17 protein-coding genes and 2 pseudogenes are annotated in these 18,657 nt (G+C 69.2%); 3 read left to right on the top strand and 16 right to left on the bottom strand.

The features are described from left to right. Nucleotides 1-232: 232 nt before the first annotated feature. The 9 genes and pseudogenes from RBJ77_RS21430 to RBJ77_RS21390 all read right to left on the bottom strand — a co-directional run. Nucleotides 233-340 (bottom strand): annotated as a pseudogene (locus RBJ77_RS21430) (transposase); the annotation flags it as partial. A 230-nt stretch (nucleotides 341-570) separates the two neighbouring features. Beyond that, a complete protein-coding gene (locus tag RBJ77_RS21425) occupies nucleotides 571-726 on the bottom strand; it encodes a hypothetical protein (RefSeq protein WP_372346517.1) in 156 nt (51 codons plus the stop codon). Nucleotides 727-1,616: 890 nt separating this feature from the next. Then, entirely contained in the window at nucleotides 1,617-2,291 is a 675-nt protein-coding gene (locus tag RBJ77_RS21420) for a hypothetical protein (RefSeq protein WP_372346516.1), read from the bottom strand. A 53-nt stretch (nucleotides 2,292-2,344) separates the two neighbouring features. After that, nucleotides 2,345-2,581, bottom strand: coding sequence for a hypothetical protein (locus RBJ77_RS21415; RefSeq protein WP_372346515.1), 237 nt, complete (start codon nucleotides 2,579-2,581; stop codon nucleotides 2,345-2,347). Between the two features lie 1,165 nt (nucleotides 2,582-3,746). Beyond that, nucleotides 3,747-4,201: pseudogene (locus RBJ77_RS21410) on the bottom strand (DNA starvation/stationary phase protection protein); the annotation flags it as partial. Between the two features lie 309 nt (nucleotides 4,202-4,510). Next, nucleotides 4,511-5,974 (bottom strand): alpha/beta fold hydrolase, encoded by a 1,464-nt coding sequence (locus tag RBJ77_RS21405; RefSeq protein ID WP_372346521.1) that lies wholly within the window; start codon nucleotides 5,972-5,974, stop codon nucleotides 4,511-4,513. Nucleotides 5,975-6,031: 57 nt separating this feature from the next. Continuing rightward, complete coding sequence (locus RBJ77_RS21400) at nucleotides 6,032-6,790, bottom strand: alpha/beta fold hydrolase (RefSeq protein WP_372346514.1); 759 nt, start codon at nucleotides 6,788-6,790, stop codon at nucleotides 6,032-6,034. A gap of 1,844 nt (nucleotides 6,791-8,634) precedes the next feature. Beyond that, nucleotides 8,635-9,321 carry a helix-turn-helix domain-containing protein gene (locus RBJ77_RS21395; protein WP_372346513.1) on the bottom strand — a complete coding sequence of 229 codons (687 nt, stop codon included), beginning with the start codon at nucleotides 9,319-9,321 and terminating at the stop codon, nucleotides 8,635-8,637. 602 nt (nucleotides 9,322-9,923) lie between these two features. Next, nucleotides 9,924-10,229, bottom strand: a complete 306-nt coding sequence (locus tag RBJ77_RS21390) for a hypothetical protein (RefSeq protein ID WP_372346512.1) — start codon at nucleotides 10,227-10,229, stop codon at nucleotides 9,924-9,926. 230 nt (nucleotides 10,230-10,459) lie between these two features. Between RBJ77_RS21390 and RBJ77_RS21385 the strand changes: the two genes are divergently transcribed. Then, nucleotides 10,460-10,663, top strand: a complete 204-nt coding sequence (locus tag RBJ77_RS21385; RefSeq protein ID WP_372346511.1) for a hypothetical protein — start codon at nucleotides 10,460-10,462, stop codon at nucleotides 10,661-10,663. Between the two features lie 621 nt (nucleotides 10,664-11,284). Here the strand turns inward: RBJ77_RS21385 and RBJ77_RS21380 are convergent. The 3 genes from RBJ77_RS21380 to RBJ77_RS21370 form a co-directional block, all read right to left on the bottom strand. Continuing rightward, entirely contained in the window at nucleotides 11,285-11,470 is a 186-nt protein-coding gene (locus RBJ77_RS21380; RefSeq protein ID WP_372346510.1) for an SDR family oxidoreductase, read from the bottom strand. Continuing rightward, a complete protein-coding gene (locus RBJ77_RS21375) occupies nucleotides 11,409-12,581 on the bottom strand; it encodes an SDR family NAD(P)-dependent oxidoreductase (RefSeq protein ID WP_372346509.1) in 1,173 nt (390 codons plus the stop codon). Before RBJ77_RS21375 ends, RBJ77_RS21380 begins: the two co-directional genes overlap by 62 nt. A gap of 189 nt (nucleotides 12,582-12,770) precedes the next feature. Then, nucleotides 12,771-13,166, bottom strand: a complete 396-nt coding sequence (locus RBJ77_RS21370; protein WP_372346508.1) for a hypothetical protein — start codon at nucleotides 13,164-13,166, stop codon at nucleotides 12,771-12,773. A gap of 109 nt (nucleotides 13,167-13,275) precedes the next feature. On the opposite strand from RBJ77_RS21370, the gene RBJ77_RS21365 reads away from it, so the two are divergent. Then, nucleotides 13,276-14,031 (top strand): cupin domain-containing protein, encoded by a 756-nt coding sequence (locus RBJ77_RS21365; RefSeq protein WP_372346507.1) that lies wholly within the window; start codon nucleotides 13,276-13,278, stop codon nucleotides 14,029-14,031. Between the two features lie 244 nt (nucleotides 14,032-14,275). On the opposite strand, the gene RBJ77_RS21360 is transcribed toward RBJ77_RS21365, so the two are convergent. Then, entirely contained in the window at nucleotides 14,276-15,157 is an 882-nt protein-coding gene (locus RBJ77_RS21360; RefSeq protein ID WP_372346506.1) for an NADPH-dependent F420 reductase, read from the bottom strand. Nucleotides 15,158-15,697: 540 nt separating this feature from the next. On the opposite strand from RBJ77_RS21360, the gene RBJ77_RS21355 reads away from it, so the two are divergent. Continuing rightward, entirely contained in the window at nucleotides 15,698-15,868 is a 171-nt protein-coding gene (locus RBJ77_RS21355; RefSeq protein WP_372346505.1) for a hypothetical protein, read from the top strand. A 284-nt stretch (nucleotides 15,869-16,152) separates the two neighbouring features. Here RBJ77_RS21355 and RBJ77_RS21350 read toward each other — a convergent pair whose 3' ends face one another. The 3 genes from RBJ77_RS21350 to RBJ77_RS21340 form a co-directional block, all read right to left on the bottom strand. Then, complete coding sequence (locus RBJ77_RS21350) at nucleotides 16,153-16,539, bottom strand: STAS domain-containing protein (protein WP_372346504.1); 387 nt, start codon at nucleotides 16,537-16,539, stop codon at nucleotides 16,153-16,155. A gap of 187 nt (nucleotides 16,540-16,726) precedes the next feature. Next, nucleotides 16,727-17,497, bottom strand: coding sequence for a B12-binding domain-containing protein (locus RBJ77_RS21345; protein ID WP_372346520.1), 771 nt, complete (start codon nucleotides 17,495-17,497; stop codon nucleotides 16,727-16,729). 513 nt (nucleotides 17,498-18,010) lie between these two features. Next, a complete protein-coding gene (locus RBJ77_RS21340; RefSeq protein ID WP_372346503.1) occupies nucleotides 18,011-18,622 on the bottom strand; it encodes a PP2C family protein-serine/threonine phosphatase in 612 nt (203 codons plus the stop codon). Nucleotides 18,623-18,657 lie beyond the last annotated feature (35 nt).

Here is an 18,657-nt window from a genome sequence, read left to right as displayed (position 1 = left end):
GTTGTACTTCGTTCAGATGGAATGGGTGTTTAACCGTTTCGCATTTATCGTGAAACGCTTTCGCGTTTTCGTGCGCCGCTAACCGGTGATTGGAGTTGGACAGGCGTGGGCGCTGGATGGAACATCCGCCTCGGTCACCGATGAGACCGCGCTACGCGACCGCGCCAGCCGCAGCCCATGCGGGCGCTTTCCTCAAAGAACACCCAGCCCGTGCCTCCGACCGTTCCTAACATCAGGCAACGTTCGCCCTGTTCACGACCGCGCGAAGGCGTGCGTCGGCGGCGTGCTTGTTCTGCCAGATGACGTAACGGCCGATCCTGCTGCCTTGTTCTTTGGGGCTCTGAACGCATTGCTCGATGCAGAGAACGGTTGACTGGGCGTCAGTTCAAGTTCGGTTGGGGCACCTTCGGGCCGTCCAGCCTCGGCAGCGAAGAGCGGTCGGGGCGCACGCCGAGGCGGCGTCGCCGGCCTTCCCAGGAGTCAGCAGGAAAGCCCCCGGTCGTGGCCTAGAGCCGATCTCATGCGGCCCCGCAGAGACGAGACGGCCGGGCGCATAGACGTCTCTCCGGGTTACCGCGCTGGCGACTTCCATGACGATGCGGGCAGCCACCCGTCCGGGGTCATGACGGAGGTGTCGATGACCATGACCGGGATCCGCTTGAGCCGTAACCACTCGACCGCATCGTGGAAGTACACGGTTTCCATGTGGGTGTGGTTGCCCAGCACGTCCAAGTAGGTCTGCGCAGTGCCAGCGCGTCTTCGCCGTACCGCGAGCACCGGCACCTCAGCCTTCAGGACCCACAGAGATCCGGCACGAGCCAGGGCTCGCGGATCCGCCACAGGTCTCCCAAGTTGGCCGCATCGATGCGCTCATAGACCAGACACGACGCGATGTGACCGTCGCTCACCACGGTCCGGCCACGCGCCAGGGCCGGGCGCACGACGGCACGCTCCTGGTCGTGCCGGTCTGCCGCCAGCCGCTCCGCCAGCCGCAGGCTGCGAAACGGTCCGGATTCTCGCGGAGCATCCGTCCCTGCGGACTGTCGGACGGCTCGGCAACGGCCGTGCACGGTATGGGAGGCAGGCGCCGAGCAGGTCGCACACCTGCCCCGCCACCGTCGTCGTGCCGACACCCTGAGAGTCCGCCGAGGCGTCAGGTGGAAACCGCGACGGCGAGGGCCCAGCTTGATGATGATCGGTTGTGTGCCTCAGCGGCGGACGCATCCAGCGAACTCCTCGGCATCAGTGCGAATCTGCGGTCGATCCTGCGACAGATGAGGCCAGGCCGACCAGCGAGGAGGGAACCGGCCTCGGGAGCGAAACCCGCCCTACGGCCGCCGAGGGGTGCCTCTTTGACCACTTCGTCAGGGTAACGGTGTGCCGCGAGCCGTCTTGAGCACCCCGGCAGCATTCCGGTTCGGCGGGGTCCTCCGTACCAGGGTCCCGCTCGGGGCAACGCAAGAGGGAGGAGCGTCATGGGGTCACTGGGGCAGTGAAAGGCGTCGGCGGCTTCCTGGTCGAGACACTGGGAGAAGCCGTCGCCGAGGTGATCCTCAGCCTGCTCGCCTGTGCCCTGGTCGGCTGCCTGGCTCTGATCGCCCACCTGAGCTGGTCCCTCAGCCCCGCGCTTCACCACCGCGGGGGCTGGACTGCTCAGCCTCCTCCTCGCCCACGGCGCCTGGCAGACCTTCCGCACCCCCCGCGAAGGGGGCGCCGTCGGGGGCCTCGCCGCCCTGACCGCTGTCGGTTTCACCATGACCGCCATGACGGCCCTCTTCCTGCTGCTCTACTCCACAGGATGCGACTGCCTGTGAGGCCATTTGGTTCGGCTGGGCACGTCCGGGCCGGTCTGTGACTGAGCGCCGTAGATGGCCCGACGGACAACTGGGATGCATAGAGCGCAGGTAGGTGCATGCAGCGACCTCGGCCAGGGCCGACCGCTCGATGTTCACGACGATGGGGGTCAAGGGTCGTCGTCCGGTTCGGGCTCTTCTGGGTGGAGCATCCCTGCGGACGCAGCGCAGCAGCCCCGGCTCGCCGCAACCGACCGCAGTCATCCACGGCAGGGCATCCATGGCGCGGGCGCGTTCTTCGGTGGCCAGGGTGTTCACTGTCGTGTGCAGGAGGTCGGGAGCAGGCTCGTCGGTGAGGCTCAGCCAGCCGATCGCGGCCGCGAGGCGGGCTTCAGGGACCTGCGCCCGGTCCTGCCACAGCCCTCGGAACCACGCGGTGTCCAGCTGGTGCGGATGGGCACGTGTGATCTCGGCGGTAGCGAAGACCAGGGCGGCCAAGGCGATGGGGTCCTGTTCGCTTGGCGAACTGGGCAGCAAAGGCGCTGCGGACCCTACGGCCGGGGTCGGCCCGCGGTGGCGAAAGCGTAGGAGGCGTTGATGCGCACGGCGGGGTCGCAGTCGTTGATCAGGGGAAGGAGCAGGCCGGCTCCGGCAGTGATCGAGGCTCGTGCGGCCGCAACCGACCAGCCCGCCGGGTAGCCGGTCACCTCGACGCCGTAGTCGTCGTAGCCCTCGCGTCGGGAAACAGAGCGGTGGACGAGGAGTTCGTCGCGGGCGGCAACGACCAAAGTGACGGGCGCGGGCCGGGGCGACGAGACTGCCGAGGGCGTCCGCGCGCGGTGCGGATGGCGGGGGTCAGTGGCGATCCCGATCAGGAACGGGACAGCGAGGCTGCCGCGGCCCGGCTGTCGTCGGCACACATACCGACCAGCAAACACCCAACGCATGACGTGCGGACGTGTCGCCCGTGCACAACAGCCGAACAGCATCCCGGGCCTGCTCGCCATGCGGGAAGTTCCCCAGGAAGTTCGTCGAGGACGGGTCGGCCGACGATCCCAGGGCGGACAGTCGCCGCCACCGCCCGGACTCGAACGGGCCTCCAACGAACGAAGGCCAGATCCGCCCCGTCCACAAGAGCCCGACACATCGCGAACGCCGGATCGGTCCGCCAGTCTCCCCACAACCCACACCCCACATCGAGATCCACAGAGGTCCGACCATGCGCAATCTCCGGACGACGCAGAAACCAACCAGCTGACAGCCAGCGAGCTCCACGCCGCGCACCGCGCACCATCGTGAACCCAAAACCCAACCCGGCATCGGCCCCTGCCCCCACGCGCGCGGGCCGTCCATCGCACACAAGGACAAAGGAGCGCGCTCCAGGGCCAACTATCGCGCTCAGTCACAAGATCGGACCGCACTGGGGGCGGCCGGACTCCCGGCCGGCACTCGCGTGGAGCTGCGGCGCCAGGCCCGACAGGAACCGCGATCGTGCCTGACCCTGACCGAGCGGCAGCGCGCCGTTCTCGGCGAACGCCTCGCATCCGCCGAGGCAACAACCGCCCGCTGTTCAGGTCAGAGGGGCGCAATACCTGATCAGGCGCTGCGAACACCGCCGCAGCGTACGCTGCGAGTCCGCGTTGCCGAGCGCCAGATCCAGCTGCGGTTCTGATCCATTCGCCGAGTGGGCGTGGGTAGTTGACCCGGGCGTTTCGGGTCGGCTCGCCAAGACCTCACCGGTTGAGCTCGGGACGTGGGTGCCGTGAGTCCCACGGCTATCGGACCGGTCACCGGTTTTCCTGTAGGGGCCGGGCAGCAGGAAGCTGTGGCGTGTTGCCGGCTGCGTGGTTCTTCGTGTCTTGGCCGTGCCGCAGCTCATCGGGACGCTGGAGGGCCAGCTGGGGCGGTGCGAAGGCTGGCGTCGCGGCTCGGGTCGTGACTCTCAGTTGTCCGTTCCAGCCCGAGCATCCAGTACTGCTTCTCCAGGGTGCCGGTGATGCCGACGAGAAGGTCCTGCGTGACCGGGTCGGTGCTGCCGGTGACTTGGGTGCGGTCATGCATGCGCTTGATGATGGTCGACATGGCGGACATCAGCGTCGTGACGGCTTCGGTGTCCTTTGATCCGGCCCGGGGTGAAGGAGGGAGGCTGCTGCTGGAGGCGATGGTCGCCGCCTGTCCGTCCGGGCTCGCCCCCGATGGTTGAGGCGCGTTCGGCGACCTCGTCTGCCTGTGCACGGACGATGGTGACGACTTCGTCGAACTGGAGGTGAAGTGAGCGGAACTGTGGGCCGTAAGAGGTTCCAGTGTGCCTGCTTGGCGAGCAGGGACAGGTCGAGCAGATCTACCAGGGTGCCCTGGAGGGCGTCTGCGGTGGCGGTGGGCAGAGACGGCGAGACGATTGCTGACAGGAGACATGGTTCTTCTTCCTTCCTCGTTCAGGGTGTGGTGCCGGGCCGTGGTGATGTCCGGTGTGGTGTACCGGCATTGATGCCAAGCCTGGGCGCACGGGGTCACCAGGTGTCTCGGGCCGTACAGGCCGGTCCAGAGGGTGACTCTGAGGGCACCGCGCTGAACCAGGCCTGGTGCAAGGCTTTCGTCGGATGTCGAGTAGGCCGGCGAGGCGGGCCGAGGGTCCGCTCGGCCTCCAGGGCCAGAGCCTCGATCTACGCCCCCGCCGGCGCAACGGCGATCCGTACGTCCGCACCGACGACGGCTGATCAGGCTTTCTGCGTGGCGCAGTGCCCACTCGAGCGCGTAGTCGGCGACTTCTTCCCAGCCTGGCTCCGCACGTCCCAGTGGGACCGTTCGAACCTCGTGGTAGTCGGTGACGGGTTCCCGGCGCCTTGTAGTGGCGGCGGTTGGACTTGTTCACCGAGGGCGGCATGATGTGGTCGCGCCCGCCGGCGATGAAGAGCAGCGGGGCCCGGTCGGGGTTGTGAGTCGACCCAGGTCTCCCGCCTGCCGGGGTGAGGTTGGCGATCAGCCCGTACGTCCACACCCAGCTTCCCGGCGCCGCGATGGCGTACCGGTCGTAGGCGGCCCTGGCCTCGTCCTCGGGGAGGGTGTTGGTGAAGGCGTAGTGGAACTGCTCGTGAAGCCCGCCGCCCTGTGGCGCTTGGCCGGGTTGTTGAAGATGGGGAAGAGGAGCGGAGCTGCGAGGGCGGGTTGACCCGGATGCCTTCCGGCGGGGCCGAGTCGATGACGACCCCCGCCGCGCCGTGGCCCCGGTCGAGAAGGAGTTGGGTGAGCACTCCGCCGAAGGAGTGGCCGACGAGGATCGGCTTCTCCGGCAGTGCGGTGATCACCTTCTCCAGATGGGCGACGGTCTCGGGCACGGTCAGCGACGCGATGGGTGAGGTGTCGGCCCGCAGTGCTTCCACCTCGACGTCGAAGCCGGGGTAGGCCGGTGCGAGCACCGTGTGTCCCTGGGCCTCGTAGTACGTGACCCAGTGCTCCCAGCTGCGCGGTGTCACCCACAGTCCGTGGATCAGCACGATGGTGCTCATTTGCCGTACCTCTCCAGGAAGGCGTACAGGTCCTCGCCGAGGGTCTGCTTGTGGGTGTCGGTCAGACCGTGAGGCGCGTCCGGGTAGACCAGCAGCTCGGCGTCCTTGGACCAGCGCGGCCGACGCCTTGCCGCCGACCTCGAACGGTACGACCTGGTCGGCGTCACCGTGGATCACCAGGGTCGGCACGTCGAAGCGGGCCAGGTCCGCGCGGAAGTCGGTGGCGGAGAACGCGGCGATGGACTCGTGGGCGTTGCGGTGCCCGGCGGCCATCGACTGCAGCCAGAAGGCGTCGCGCACGCCCTGGGAGACGGGTTGGGTGGGGTGGTTGAAGAACGGGCCGTCGGCGAGGTCCTTGTAGAGCTGGGAGCGGTCGGCGAGCGAGCCCGAGCGCAGGTCGTCGAAGACCTGCACAGGCACTCCGTCCGGATTGTCGTCCCGGCGCACCATCAGGGGCGGCACCGCGGCCACCAGTACGGCCTGGGCGACGCGGGCGGTGCCGTGGCGGCCGATGTAGCGGGTGATCTCGCCGCCGCCCGTGGAGAAGCCGACCAGGTCACTTCCCGGAGGTCGAGGTGGTCCAGGAGGGCGGCGAGGTCGTCGGCGTAGGTGTCCATCTCGTTGCCGTGCCAAGCTCTGCGTGGACCGGCCGTGGCCGCGGCGGTCGTGGGCGATGGCGCGGTAGCCGCGCTCGGCGAGGAAAAAGCTGCTGCGCCTCCCAGCTGTCGGAGTTCAGCGGCCATCCGTGGCTGAGCACGACGGGCCGGCCGGTCCCCCAGTCCTTGTAGAAGATGCGGGTGCCGTCGGAGGTGGTGAGGTAGGCCATCGTGCTGCCTTTCCGATGAGGGCGGCGGTGGTCCGCGACTGGGAGATCATCGCGACGTGGGACGCCTCGACCTCGATGGTGTGCGCGCCGGCCCGTGCGGCCATGAAGCGCTGTGCGGCCGGCGGAATGAGGTTGTCCTCACGAGCGACCAGGTAGTACGACGGAATCGTGCTCCAGGCCGGCTCGCCGGAGGCCTCGGAGAGGGTCGCGGTGTCGCCGGGGCGTTGCGTCGCCCACAGCAGGTCGGCCTCGGAGCGGGACAGGTCACCGGCGAAGACCTCCCTGAAGGCGGACCGCTTCACATAGCCGTCCACGCCTTGCGGGTGCTGGCGGAAGTCGAGTGCTGCCTCGGTGAGCTTGGTGCCCGGTGAACTTCGTCTGCAGGGCGGGTACGGTCTCCCGGCGTCAGGGGCGAAGGCGGCTACGTAGACCAGGGCGCGCACGCGCACGTCGCCGTGAGCGGCGTTGGTGATCAGGACGCCGCCGTAGGAATGTCCGACGAGGACGAGGGGGCCCTGCAGGGTGGCGAGGAACGCGGCGAGGTAGGCGGAGTCGGCGTGGACGCCGCGCAGCGGGTTGGGCGGAGCGACGACGGTGTGGCCTTCGCGCGTCAGGTGTGTGATCACGCGGGACCAGCCGCTCGCATCGGCGAAGGCGCCGTGCACCAGCACGATCGTCGGCTTCGGCCGCGCGGTCGGCCGGCCGCCGCCGCGGGGCCGCCGACGGCGGCGGTCGCAGCGGCGGCTCCGGCCTGGCTCCGGCGAGCACGGTCCTGCGGGAAACGGGGAGAGGCATGGGGAGACGGGCCCCTTTCTCGGGTCTTCGGCATCTCGGGCTTTGTCGGGTGCGGCCGATGCGGCCGTACGAGGAGGGAAAGCAGCGCCCGTTCGGCCGGACCATGCAGAACGGCACGCAGAACAGCCCTGCGTGTGATCCGGGTCGTCAGCCGCCCAGAGAGGCAAGGACCTTGGTGGCCCTCGTCGGAGAAGGCCCGGGAGTGCAGCGGCATTTCCTCGGTCAGCTCGACGACCCGGGTCAACCTCGGCGCGGGCCGCCCGGTGGTTGCCCAATCCGGCGAGCGCGAGCCCTCTGGCGAGATGGAGGCGGCAGGTCAGTGCCGGTGTCTCCCGCGCCGTGGTCGTCGCCAGGGCCTCCTGAGCCTGCTCCAACGCCTCCTCGTGCCTCCCGAGGAGACCCAGCGCGTGCGCCGAGTAGACGAGGATCCTCGCCAGCGCCGCCTCCTGGTGTGCCGAAACCGGCCGTTCCGTCAGCTCCCGCAGCGCCTTGCCGTACGTGGCGAGTGCCTCCTCGTGCCGGCCCTGGATGTCCTGCACGTTGCCCATGCGGACCAGCAGATGGACGTAGCCGTCGTGGTCGTCGGCGAGATCAGCCGGACGCAAAGCCTGCCGGAGAAACCCAGTGCCTCCCAGGGACGCCCGTCGAGGTGCACGGCGTCCGCGGCGTACTGCAACGCCCACGCCTCCTCCTTGAGGTCGCCGTCGGCCGCCGCGATGTCCCGGGCGGCAAGCGCGGCCGCCAGTCCCCTCGTCGTAGCGTCGGGCGCAGGCGCTGGCCGCCCAGGCGTAGTAGTTGAGGTGGGTCACCTCCAGCCGGCGGTCGCCCAGTGCCGCGGCGGACGCCCGGGACAGCCCGTACACCTCGTACCAGCCGCGCCAGGCGATGGACGTGTCCGAGAACCAGTGCAGCGCCTCGGCGGTCTCCACGACCCGTCGGTGCTCGTCCGCCCCGGCGGCGATCCGCAGGGCCCCCAGCCAGTTCGCCGCCTCGGACCGCAGCCAGTGGGCGGCCTCGTCGGCGGTGGCGAGCGGGCACCGGACCGGCCCAGGACGCCGGCGGCGCCGAAGCCGGGCTCGAACCAGCGGCCCGCAGTGACCGTGATCTCCAGCAGTCGCCGCGCCATGCCGAGCCGGACGGCCGCCCGCTCGCTCCTCCGGTTCCTCGCCCCGCAGCCGCTCATCGGCGAAGAGCCGCAGCAGGTCGTGAAGTTGGTAGCGGTCGACGCCGCGGGGGCTGGAGCAGCCCCAGCTCCACCCAGTTCTTCCAGCACGTCCATGGTGTCGGCCAGGTCGTCGTCGGTCACCAAGGCGACCAACGAAGCGGAGAAGTCCGCTCCCGGCAGGTGCGCCAGCCGTTGGAACACCCGCCGCGCCGCGACGGAGAGCTGTACGTGGGAGAGCGCGAGAACGCGGCGCCCCACGCTGACGTCGCCGGTGCGCAGTGCGGCCAGCCGCCGGTCCTCGTCCGAGAGCCGCTCGACCAGGTGGCGCACCGACCAGCCGGACCTCGTGGCCAGGCGGGTGCCGGCGATGCGCAGAGCCAGCGGCAGATTCCCGCACAGCCGGGACACCTCCGTGACATCCTCGGCCGCCGAGGGCCGCGCTGCCTGGTCGGCGATCGCTCGCAGCAAAGCCGCCGACTCCTCGGGCGTCAGCGGGGGCAAGGGCCAGCCGCCGCACTCCCTCCAGACCGCTCAGCACCCTTCGGCAGGTCACCAGCACCGGCCCGGCCCCCCGCGCCCGGCAGCAGCGGTCGTACCTGCGCCTCGCCTGCGGCATTGTCCAGCACCAGCAGGCAGCGCCGTTTCTGCAGTACCGCCCGCACCTGCGCGCACCGCCTCGTCCGAGGCGGCGACGGCTCGTGCCGGTACGTCCAGCGCCCGCAGCAGGCGTACGGCGATGTCGCCGGCGGAGGGCGGGGCGGGTCGACGCCGCGCAGGTCGACGGTAGAGGCAGCCACCGGGGTAGTTGCTCGGAGGGCCTCGGTGGCCCGCAGCGCGAAGGTTGTCTTGCCGACTCCGGCCTGCCCGTGGACGAGGACTGACCGGGGCCGGGCCGCCGTGGTCGCCGTCGGCGGCGGTCCGGCGGATTGCCGCCAGTTCGTCCGCCCGGCCCGTGAAGTCGGCGACCACTCGCGGCGGTTCACACAGTCCTGGACGGGACCCGGTGCCGCTGCGGCGCAGCGCGCGGACGTCCTCCTCCAGCCGCCGCCGCTCCTGATCACCTTCACTTTCAGCGCGGCAGCGAGCGCGGCGAGCGTGCGAGGCTGCGGCGTGCGACTGTGCCCCCTGTTCCATGTCGCTGATGGCCCGGGCGCTCACCCCCGACGCCTCAGCCAGTTCCTCCATCGTCAATCCGGCTGCCCGCCGCAGCTCACGAAGCCGTGGTCCCAGTTTCATGATTTCCTCCACCCAGCCGGGCGGGCCAAGTTCTTGCAGCGTGGGAACGGCGTGCGCTGTGGTGCGGAGCTGGCGGGTCACCGCGCACCCCGGTCCCGGACAAGGCACGGAAGCAGTCGCGCCGTGCAGGAGCAGGGTGGACACCGTGCAAGTTGACGGCGGCGTACAGGGTGAGGGGCAGCCCGAGGCGCCAGACCTCCAGCCCTTTCCGCATGCCGCCCCGGAGTTGCCTCCTGGTCGATCGAGCAGTTACCCGCCTTCTCCCACCGCCACGGCGTGCAACGCCACGGCCCGATCGGCGACCGGAAGACCAACCGTGTCGAGAACCAGCACATCGCCCCCCAGGCGTGATGACGGCCGCGGCCCGCCGCCGGCTTCCTTTCCCGATGTGGTCGCCGAGCCCTGGCAGCACGGCGAACGGACACACCAGGGCTGCCGACACCGCGGACTCTAGGCACCCGATCCGCCGCTGAGCTGGCTGTCACCGCACTGTCCCTGGCTGTCGGCGCACGACCCGAAGCCCGGACAGGGCGATTCCTAGCACGCCGTCCGGCGCCGAGTCCGCGGTCGCTGCCCGCCGCCGGCACCCGAGGGCCGCACCACTACCGGACCTGTCGATAAAGTGACCCCAGCAGTGAACGGCCGTCGCGTTCCGGGGGGTTGCTGATGGTCACGGTGCTCGACACGGCGAACATCGCGCCGGCCGACCGTGCCGAGGCGATGTACACGGCCATGGTCAGCTCCAGCGCTCCCTGCTTCTTGTTGCAGGAGGAAGCCGGCGCCGGCATCCGGGCCAAGATGGACGTCTGGCCGATGAGGACAATGCAAGTCTTCAGTACGGAATCCACCGGAATCCGTCTGGTGCGCACCGCCAAGCAGGCCAGGCAGGACGACTCGGCGCCTCTCATCGCCTTCGCCGTGCAGACGGCCTCCCGAGGACGCCAGAGCCACCTCGGTCATCAACGGCTCGTGCCACGAGGACACTTGCTGATGATGGACCACTCCGCCCCCGTACGACTACGCGTGGTCGGGCGACGGCGCCTCACGTTGCATCCAGGTCCCCTCGACCAGCTGACACTTCCCGTCGACGTGCCGTGCGCAGGGCACTGCCCCCATCTGACGGCCAGCCTCTACCCCCATGGTCACCGACCACATCGCGCACCTCACCAGCAGCATCGACGACCTCCTGGACGACCCGGCGAGTTCAGGCATCGAGGAGATCACCATCGCCCTCGCGCGCGCCTGGTCGCCTCCGCCGTCCGGCAGGACTCACACCACACACGCACCGTCCTCGCCGAGACACGGCTCACGCAGATCCGCGCCTACGTCCGGCGCCACCTGACCGAACCCGGCCTCCGCCCCCGCCCGCATCGCCGCAGCCCACCACATTTCCGAACGGCACCTGTACAAACTTCTGCGCCCAGGCGGGCTTCAGCCTCACCCAGTGGATCATCGAACAGCGGCTCGAAGGAGCGCGCGAGGAACTCGCCCGCCCTTCGACCAGCGACCACACCATCGCCGCCGTCGCCCGCCGCTGGGGCTTTCAGTGACCTCTACGCACTTCAGCCACCGCTTCAAGACGACGCCTACGGCATGTCCCTCGCGACTGCGCGCCGCGGCCCACGAGAAGAACTGACGTGACGGACCAGGACGGCGAACCCTTCGGCGGCCATCCCTGTCGAACCATCGTCCGACCCCGAACGCCGACTACGTCCGCAGCAGGAAGACGACTCAGTGCGCCTGCGGACCCGCGCTGGGACGCCATCGACCACCCAGAGATCATCCATCTCGTGTCACTGCACGCGGCACGACAGATTTGCTGGGAGCCCGGTCGGCGGGCCTGACCTGTCGGCCCTACGGGAAGGAGGAAGGGCCTGGTTACCGCGCCTGTTCCTGGCCTTCGAGCACCTTCGAGGCTGTCCGACGTCGTCGTCGGCCAGATCCAGCGAGGCCGGCCCCCCGTTCACCCCGATGCCTCTGCTCGAGTCAGAGCTTGTAGCCGCCACTCGCCCTCAATGACCTGCGCGGTCACCCAGCGGCCCGCGTCGGACGCCAGGAAGGCCACGACCGAAGCGATGTCGGAGACTTCACCGAAGCGTCCCAAGGCAGTGTCCGCTTTCGATCGCCGCCGCCAGATCCGCGTTCTCACGGACGGCAGCGTTCATGTCGGTACGCACCCAGCCGGGCGCGACGGCGTTCACCGTGATACCTCGGGGCCCCAGCTCCATCGCGAGGGCGTGGGTGAAGTTGTTGATGCTGGCCTTCGCCATGGAGTAGACGGGGACCGCCTGCATCGGTCGCGATCCTGCGCCGGAGGAGACGTTGATGATCCGTCCGCCGTCCGCGAGGCGACTCAGCGCTGACTGGACGATGAAGAAGGGCGCGCGAGCGTGGACCGCGAACATCGTGTCCCAGCTGTCCGGTGTGACGTCCGCGAGGCCGCCCCAGCCCGAGCTGCCTGCGTTGTTGATCAGCAGGTCGAGGTATCCGGCCCCGTTGCGCCGCATGAGTTCGTCGTCGAGACGCGTGAACAGGTGGGGGATGGATTCCGCGTCGACGAGGTCCGCGTGGAGGGCAAAGGCGTTCCCGCCGGCTTTCTCGATCGTTGCGACGGTCTCTTCGGCACCGTCCTTGCTGGCGTTGTAGGTGAGCGCGACGAGCGCGCCTTTCCTTCCGCGAGGCGTTCGGCTATCGCGCGCCCGATACCGCGCGAGCCTCCGGTGACGAGGGCAGTCTTTCCAGCGAGCGACTTTGACACAGGTAATTCCCTTACTGAGAAGAGGGTTTGTCTGATCGTGGCGGGTTGCTACGCGCTGATTCGGGCGACCTGGGCAGCGAGCACAGAGAAAGGGGACGGCAGGCTGCGCCCCCTGGCGGGCAGGTCGTCCTGAGCCCGTCCCGCGAACGAGCTCAGGACGTCTCGGCTGACTCAGTTGCCGCGACGCTCGCTCTCGCGGTCGCCGAGCCACTTGATGACCTCGCGGTTGAACACGTCGGGGGGCGTTGCGGGCGATGAAATGGCCTGCTCCGCCGATGCGCTTGAGAGTGAAGGGGCCCTTTGATGAACTCGCGGCCGGTGATGAGCTGTTCGGGGCCGATGTAGGCCGTTCATGGAGTAGAGCTGCAGGACGGGCACCGTCACGTCGGGCAGCAGGCTCCGTCTTGGGGGCGTGGTCGGGATTGACCGTGGCGTGGTACCAGTTGAGCCAGCTGGCCTGGAGTCCGTTGGGCCGTTCCCAGTCGGCGATGATGTGCTCCATGTCCGGGTGCCAGTCGAAGAACCTCCTGGCCAGCGCCCAGTCGCTTTGCTCGCAGCGCCTGGTCCGCGGCCTCGAACTGGAAGTAGGACATGTACCAGGAGCGCCTGCGCTGATCGAGGGCGGGATCGATGAAGAAGCCGTTGAGGTGGCTGACGTTCTCCGAGATGAGACCGAGGACCCGCTCGGGGTTCAGGGCGGCAAGCATCCACAGCGGGGAGGCTTCCGCGGTCGCCGCCTTCGACATAGAAGGTGCCGATGCCCAGGGCGTCGACGACCGACAGGGCGCGCTCGTAGTCGTGGTGGCCCGAGTACAGCTCGACGCTCCTCGGGTCGGTCGGATCCGCCGGCTCCCAGGTGCTCCGGGATGACGACGCGGTATCCGGCCCGGACGAGCGCGGGGACGTTGAAGCGGAATTCGAGCGAGTTGTGCGGGCTCCGTGGAACATGACCAGGGTCGGGGGCGTCGGCCGGTCCCTCGTCGTACACCCGCAGCTGGTGTCCGAGCGCGTCGATCATCTTGTAGTTCTTGCGCGGCAGTGCGTTCAGGTGGGTGCCGGTTGCGGGCACCGTCTCTGTGTTGCTCATGGAGTAAACCGTAGGAGCGCACGTGCGTATGATGAATAACGTGGATTCCGAGAACGTTACGCATCGTCCAATCGGTGGGCCTGTCGGATCAGGCGACCCGATCGTCGATGTGCTGCGACTTCTGCGCACGCAGGCGGTCGTCCCGGCCCGGGTGCACGCCGCCTCCCCCTGGGCCGTGCGCTTCGATCCCCATGCGCACGTGAAGCCTGGCGTCGTCCTGAGTGGCGAGTGCTGGATGGCCCTCGACGGCTGCGAACCGGTGCAGCTGCGCCAGGGCGACTTCTTCCTGCTGAACAACCCGCCCTCCTACACACTGGCCAGCCTTCTCGACATGCCGCCGGGCCAGGCCGCTGCTTTTCACGAGAGCGAGAACGACGGCGAGGTGCGTATCGGCGCCAGGGCCCATGAGGACACCTACGTGTGCTGCATCGACTTCGTCTTCGAGGAGACGAACGCCTCGGTGCTCTTCGACGTACTGCCGCCCATCGTCCTGGTCCGGGCCGGGGACCCCCGCGGAGCACTCCTGGCCAACCTCTCCGCCCTCACGGTCGCGGAAATGGAATCCGCCGGCGTCGGCCGATCCCTGGTCCTGGAGCACCTCGCACAGCTCATCCTCGTCCACATGCTGCGCGTCCACGCCGATCAGACCGACCGGCCCGTCGGCTGGCTCGGCGCCCTGGTCGAGGACGGCATCGGAGCGGCCCTGCGCGCCATGCATGCGGACGTGGCCCGACGCTGGACGCTCGACGAGCTCGCCGCGGTCAGCCGCATGTCACGGTCCGCGTTCGCCGCGGCGTTCAAGGCCAAGGTCGGCACAGCCCCGCTGACCTACCTCATCGAATGGCGGATGAGTTCTGGCCCGTGACGCGCTGCGCAGCGACACCCGCTCCATCTCCGAGCTGGCCGCGGCGACGGCTACGAATCCGAGAGCGCCTTCAGTACGGCATTCCGGCGCGTAGTCGGAACTCTCCTCGGTATTTCCGCGACGAGGCACGCCAACAGGCACGGGTGGGATAGCGGCCTTCGGGTCACACCCTGCGGGAGTTCGCGCCAGAGGCCGAGGAATCGGCGCGCCGAGTGCCGCAGGACGGCACCCGACGCGCCCGGGGTCACTTGTTCACGGTACCGGCGCTCGCCTGGTCCATGAAGATGGCGACGTGGGCGGGAGGCATCCCGGCCAGCGTGCCACCGACGGGCGCCGGTCGCTCCGCGCTGGCGATCATCGTGCGGGCGGCTTCGGGAGAAACGGGCGGCACCGGGTGTTCGAGGTAGTAGCGCTTCTCTTCATTCCCGTGATCCCGTCCGGGATGGCAGGGGCGTACGGCCAGAAGTAGATGGGCGTCTCGGGCTCGATCCGCCAGCTCTGGGCGAGCGATCCGGCATCGACCACGTCGTAGCCGACCGCCTCCAGAAACAGTGTCACCGCCTTCTTGGCAGCGGGAATCGTTGCCCGCGATCGCGCAAGGTCGTCCGCTCGGCGTCGCCCTTCCGGCGGGCGTTGAGTACATGTGGTTCCAGTCCAGATTGTGCAGGCCCTTCACCACCAGGGAGTCCTTGAGGTGCCGCTGCACGAGTTCTGACGAGGTGAGCTCGCCGGCATCGAGTTCGGCGCTGCGCCAGAACTCCGGGTAGTAGTCCGTCTGGTCCAGGACGACCTTCCCGGCCAGCTTGTCGGCGGGCAGGGCCTCGAAACTCGCGAGCGGGACAGGAAGGGCAATGATGTCGCCGGCCGCGATCGCTTCATCGACCGTTGCGGCGCGCGCCAGCGGACCGAGCTCCTGGACGAGTTCCGCGATCGATTCGGGGATCCCGGTGAACTGCTGAGCACAACGCTGTAGCCGGCGTCGACAGCCAGGCGAGCGACGGAGCCGCCGACCAGACCAGAGCCGATGATTCCGATGGTGGGAGTCATCTTGGGTATCTCCTTGTACAGAGGCGCTGCCAGAAGTCGGCAAAGGTGCCGCCGTGCTCTGACGCGCTTTGACTGACACGTCGATACTCGGCCGGGCCGCAGGGTGCACCAGGCGCTGTCGTCCCTGGTAGCGCCAGTACCACCCAGCTCCTCACCAGCAGACTCATACTGGATCCATGACCACCCACACCGAGCTCGGCCCAGCACTGCGGGCGTGGAGAGACGCATAGACCCGGCCGCGGTCGGTCTGCCGGTGGCAGGCAATCGACGAGTTCCCGGCTGCCTGCGCCGTGAGGAGCTGGCGGTTCTGGCCCGGGCATCTCCGCCGACTACCCTCGTACAGCTCGAACAGGGCCGCGCGAGGAACCCCTCCCGGCAAGTCCTCGCGGCCTTCGCCCGGACTTTGAGACTCAATGCCGTGGAGCGCGAACTGCTCCTACCGACTGGCCGGCGCGGTCGTCCCGCCGTCCGGGACAGTGCCACGTAGTGCCACCCGGCGTGCAGCGCATGATTGACCGGATGAGCGACACCGCTGGCCGTCTTCACCGCTTCCTGGGACATCGTGCAGAGCAAACCCCGCTCTGGGCCGAGCTGTTCAGGCAGTCCCGGCCCTAGGCCGATGCCCGGTCGAGCAATCTGGATCTGGGGGCACTTCGCCGCCTCGCCCGCACCGGGCGCCTCCCGCATCGAGCGCGGCGCCGCACACGCCGACGCCTTCGAACGCATGATGGTGTCCGACCTGCGCCGGGCCGCCGACCGGTACCCGACGACCGCGCCGTCACCGAGCTGATCGACGGACTGCGAGAGACCAACCCGCGCTTTCGCCGACCTCTGACCTGCTACGAAACCCGGCCGATCGGGGCGCTCGCACAAGACAGTTGTCCACCCCGACCTCGGCGAGATCGTCCTCGACTGCGACATCATGACCATCGAACGCGCCGACCCGCACATCGTGCTGAACTGGGCCGCTCCCCACACCGGCGCGGCCGAAAAGCTCGCCCTGCTCCGCGACCGCGTAGCCACAGCAGCACAGTAGTCATCCGCCTGGCCGTCCTCGATCGGGTGGGTGCGGTTTCAGGAGTACGGGCTGGGATGGCGCGGGAGTTCGAGGGCAGGCACGGTTTTCCACCGGGTACCAACCCGGTCCGCCGGGTCCCTGACCCGGTTCGTCGCCACGGAAAGACCTGGGAATCTCTGGTTTCCAGGCAGGCCGATTACGCAGGGGCGTCGGTGTCGAGCTGTTCTGGTCTCGTTCCGAGTGTGCGGGCCGGGGTGGTCTGCTGCGGGCTCGGGTGCTGCACCGTCGCCCGCAGCCCGTACCCGAGGCTGGAGCGTGAGGTAGTCCAGAGTGCCCGTGATCTCCAGGAAGCGGTTCAGACGCGGTGGGCGGTTGCTCAGGGCGAGCGCGGCCCCTGCCTCGTCGGTGCGGCGCCGCAGGCCGAGCAGGACCGAAAGGCCCATGGGAATCGATTCCGGTGAGGCCGGCGCAGTCCCACGGTGACCGTCTTCACGATGGCCTGAGCGTCTTCCATGGCGGCCTTGGCGTAGTGGGTGAACTGTTCACCGGTGTCGTAGTCGAGGCATCCGGTGACGTGGAGGACGAGTACGCCGGGTCCGTCGCTGGAAGTGATCTGCAGCTGTTCGCCGTTCATGAGCGCTGTCCGGGCACAACGACCAGCGCTTCGTGTGCCTGGGCGAGGGCGGTCTTGGTGCGGAGGGAAGTCGCCTCAGCTGGCGGCTGAGTGAGGCGAGGGCGGGCAGGGAGGCTGTGGGCCGGGACGCCGCGTGCGGTGAGGGATGCCGGCGGTCCAGGCGATGAAGCGGGTGAAGAGCGCGGGGTCGTCGACGTAGAGAGCGGCGGCGAGATGGTTGACGATGTGGTCGAGGTCCCTCGACCGCGCGATCGCGCTGGAACGCGGTGTAGTCGCGCATCGGCGGGAAGCTCTCTTCCACGTCCGCGAAGGTCTGCTTGACGAGCTGGCGGCGGCTCTGGCGGACCATGGTGTATTCCTGGTCGTTCAGGTGGGGCAGGTCCGCGCCGGCCAGCCGGGCCGAGGCCGCGGAAGGGGCGCGTGAGGCCGTGGGTGAGGGCGGTGTCGGCTCCCACCGCGTCGGGGGCCCAGTCGGCCTGCATCATGCGCGCGTAGGAGCCGTCGGGGCCGAAGCCGGCGCCGCCCGCGAGGACGGGGATGCCGGCGGCTTGGCAGGCGCTGATCGCGTTGTGCGCGACGGGCAGGTGCGTGGGGGATGGACGAGGACAGCAGGACGGCGTCGGAGCTGCGTCGGTGCAGGTGCGCGACCACGGGTGGTCGGTGGGGACCTGCGCGCCGAGGTAGTCGACGTGCCAACCGCGCAGGCGCAGCACTTCGGCGACCAGGCGGGCCGGCAGGGCGTGCCATTCGCCGTCGACGCAGGCCACCGTGACGTGTCCGCGTGCCGGCCCCGGTGGCGGGGGTGTCGCTGCAATCGTCGCCACGCAGCGTTCGTTGATCGCGGTGGCGGCGTGTTCCTGGGCGACGGTGAGCCTGTTGGCCGCCCACTCCCGCACCGACGCGTGCCTGTGCCGGTGCCACGATGCCGAGAAGAACGCGCTCGCCCGCTTCCTGAGGGGTCAGTCCGGCGGTTCGCGGTGTCGAGCGCCGAGTGCACCACGGCGGCCGCGCGTCTTTCGTCGACATCGCTCAGGCCCTCCACAGCTGATCGCGCAGCTCGCCCGGTGCGATCGTGCCCGCGTGGGTCATGCGGTGAACCTGCCTTGCGTGTGTCCGTCGCCCGCGGTGGGGCGGGCGGCCTGGGGGCGCTGATGGCCAGCAGCGCCATGTCGTCCTTCGGACCGTCATCCACCCACTGGGTCGCGACCATCTGCACGTGCTCGGTGAGTGCTTCGGCCGGAAGTCCCGCGCACTTGGTGAGAACGTCGTGCAGCCGGGTCTCACTGAACATGGAGTCCCCAGCCGCCGTGTGCCTCGGTGATGCCGTCGGAATAGAGCAGACAGGTCTCCCCGGGCGCAGTTCGACCTTGACGGTCGATGCGGTCACCTCGGGCAGCACCCCGATCAGCGTGCCGCGTCGTGGTCTCCTCGACCCGTCCGTCACGGCGCACGATCAGGGGTGGCGGGTGTCCGGCGCTGGTCACGCGGAGCCTGACGATGTCACCGACGCGGGAAGCCGACGCGAACGCCATCGTGGCGAAGCGAGTGTGGTGCGAGGACAGCAGGGCGCTGTTGAGCAGCGACAGCATGCGGGCGTGGTCGTCGGCGAACGGCAGCGGGGCCTGGAGCGTGTTGCGGATCTTGCCGGTCAGGACGGCCGCTTCCAGTCCCTTGCCGCACACGTCGCCCAGCACGGCGAACGTCTCTCCGTCCTCGTGGCCGGCGGGATGAACGTCGTAGAAGTCGCCGCCGATGCGGTCGGACGAGGCGGAGGCCCGGTAGCGGCCGGAGAAGTCGATGCCGCGCACGCGTTCCAGCGGCGGTGGCAGCAGGTCGCGCATCAGCACTTCGGTGATGTGCGCCTGTTCCGCGTACAGGCGGGCCGCTGACAATGCGGCGCCGCGCGCGCGGCGAACAGCCGGGCGAA

Origin of the sequence: Streptomyces sp. KL116D, assembly GCF_030766975.1 — a bacterium.
GTDB lineage: Bacteria > Actinomycetota > Actinomycetes > Streptomycetales > Streptomycetaceae > Streptomyces > Streptomyces longispororuber_A.
The sequence above is the reverse complement of the archived record's forward strand: the minus strand, read 5'-3'. Positions and strand labels throughout refer to the sequence as shown.

Coding starts and splice junctions, on each gene's coding strand:
- RBJ77_RS21350 (WP_372346504.1), bottom strand. CDS start 16,539: ATGGGCCTTTCGGTCCTGCTCGGCCTGCGGCGCCGCACCGACGAGGCA.
- RBJ77_RS21390 (WP_372346512.1), bottom strand. CDS start 10,229: ATGAGAGGCGCCGAGTCGTCCTGCCTGGCCTGCTTGGCGGTGCGCACC.
- RBJ77_RS21395 (WP_372346513.1), bottom strand. CDS start 9,321: ATGAAACTGGGACCACGGCTTCGTGAGCTGCGGCGGGCAGCCGGATTG.
- RBJ77_RS21375 (WP_372346509.1), bottom strand. CDS start 12,581: ATGGAGCACATCATCGCCGACTGGGAACGGCCCAACGGACTCCAGGCC.
- RBJ77_RS21385 (WP_372346511.1), top strand. CDS start 10,460: ATGGTCACCGACCACATCGCGCACCTCACCAGCAGCATCGACGACCTC.
- RBJ77_RS21370 (WP_372346508.1), bottom strand. CDS start 13,166: ATGAGCAACACAGAGACGGTGCCCGCAACCGGCACCCACCTGAACGCA.
- RBJ77_RS21355 (WP_372346505.1), top strand. CDS start 15,698: ATGCCCGGTCGAGCAATCTGGATCTGGGGGCACTTCGCCGCCTCGCCC.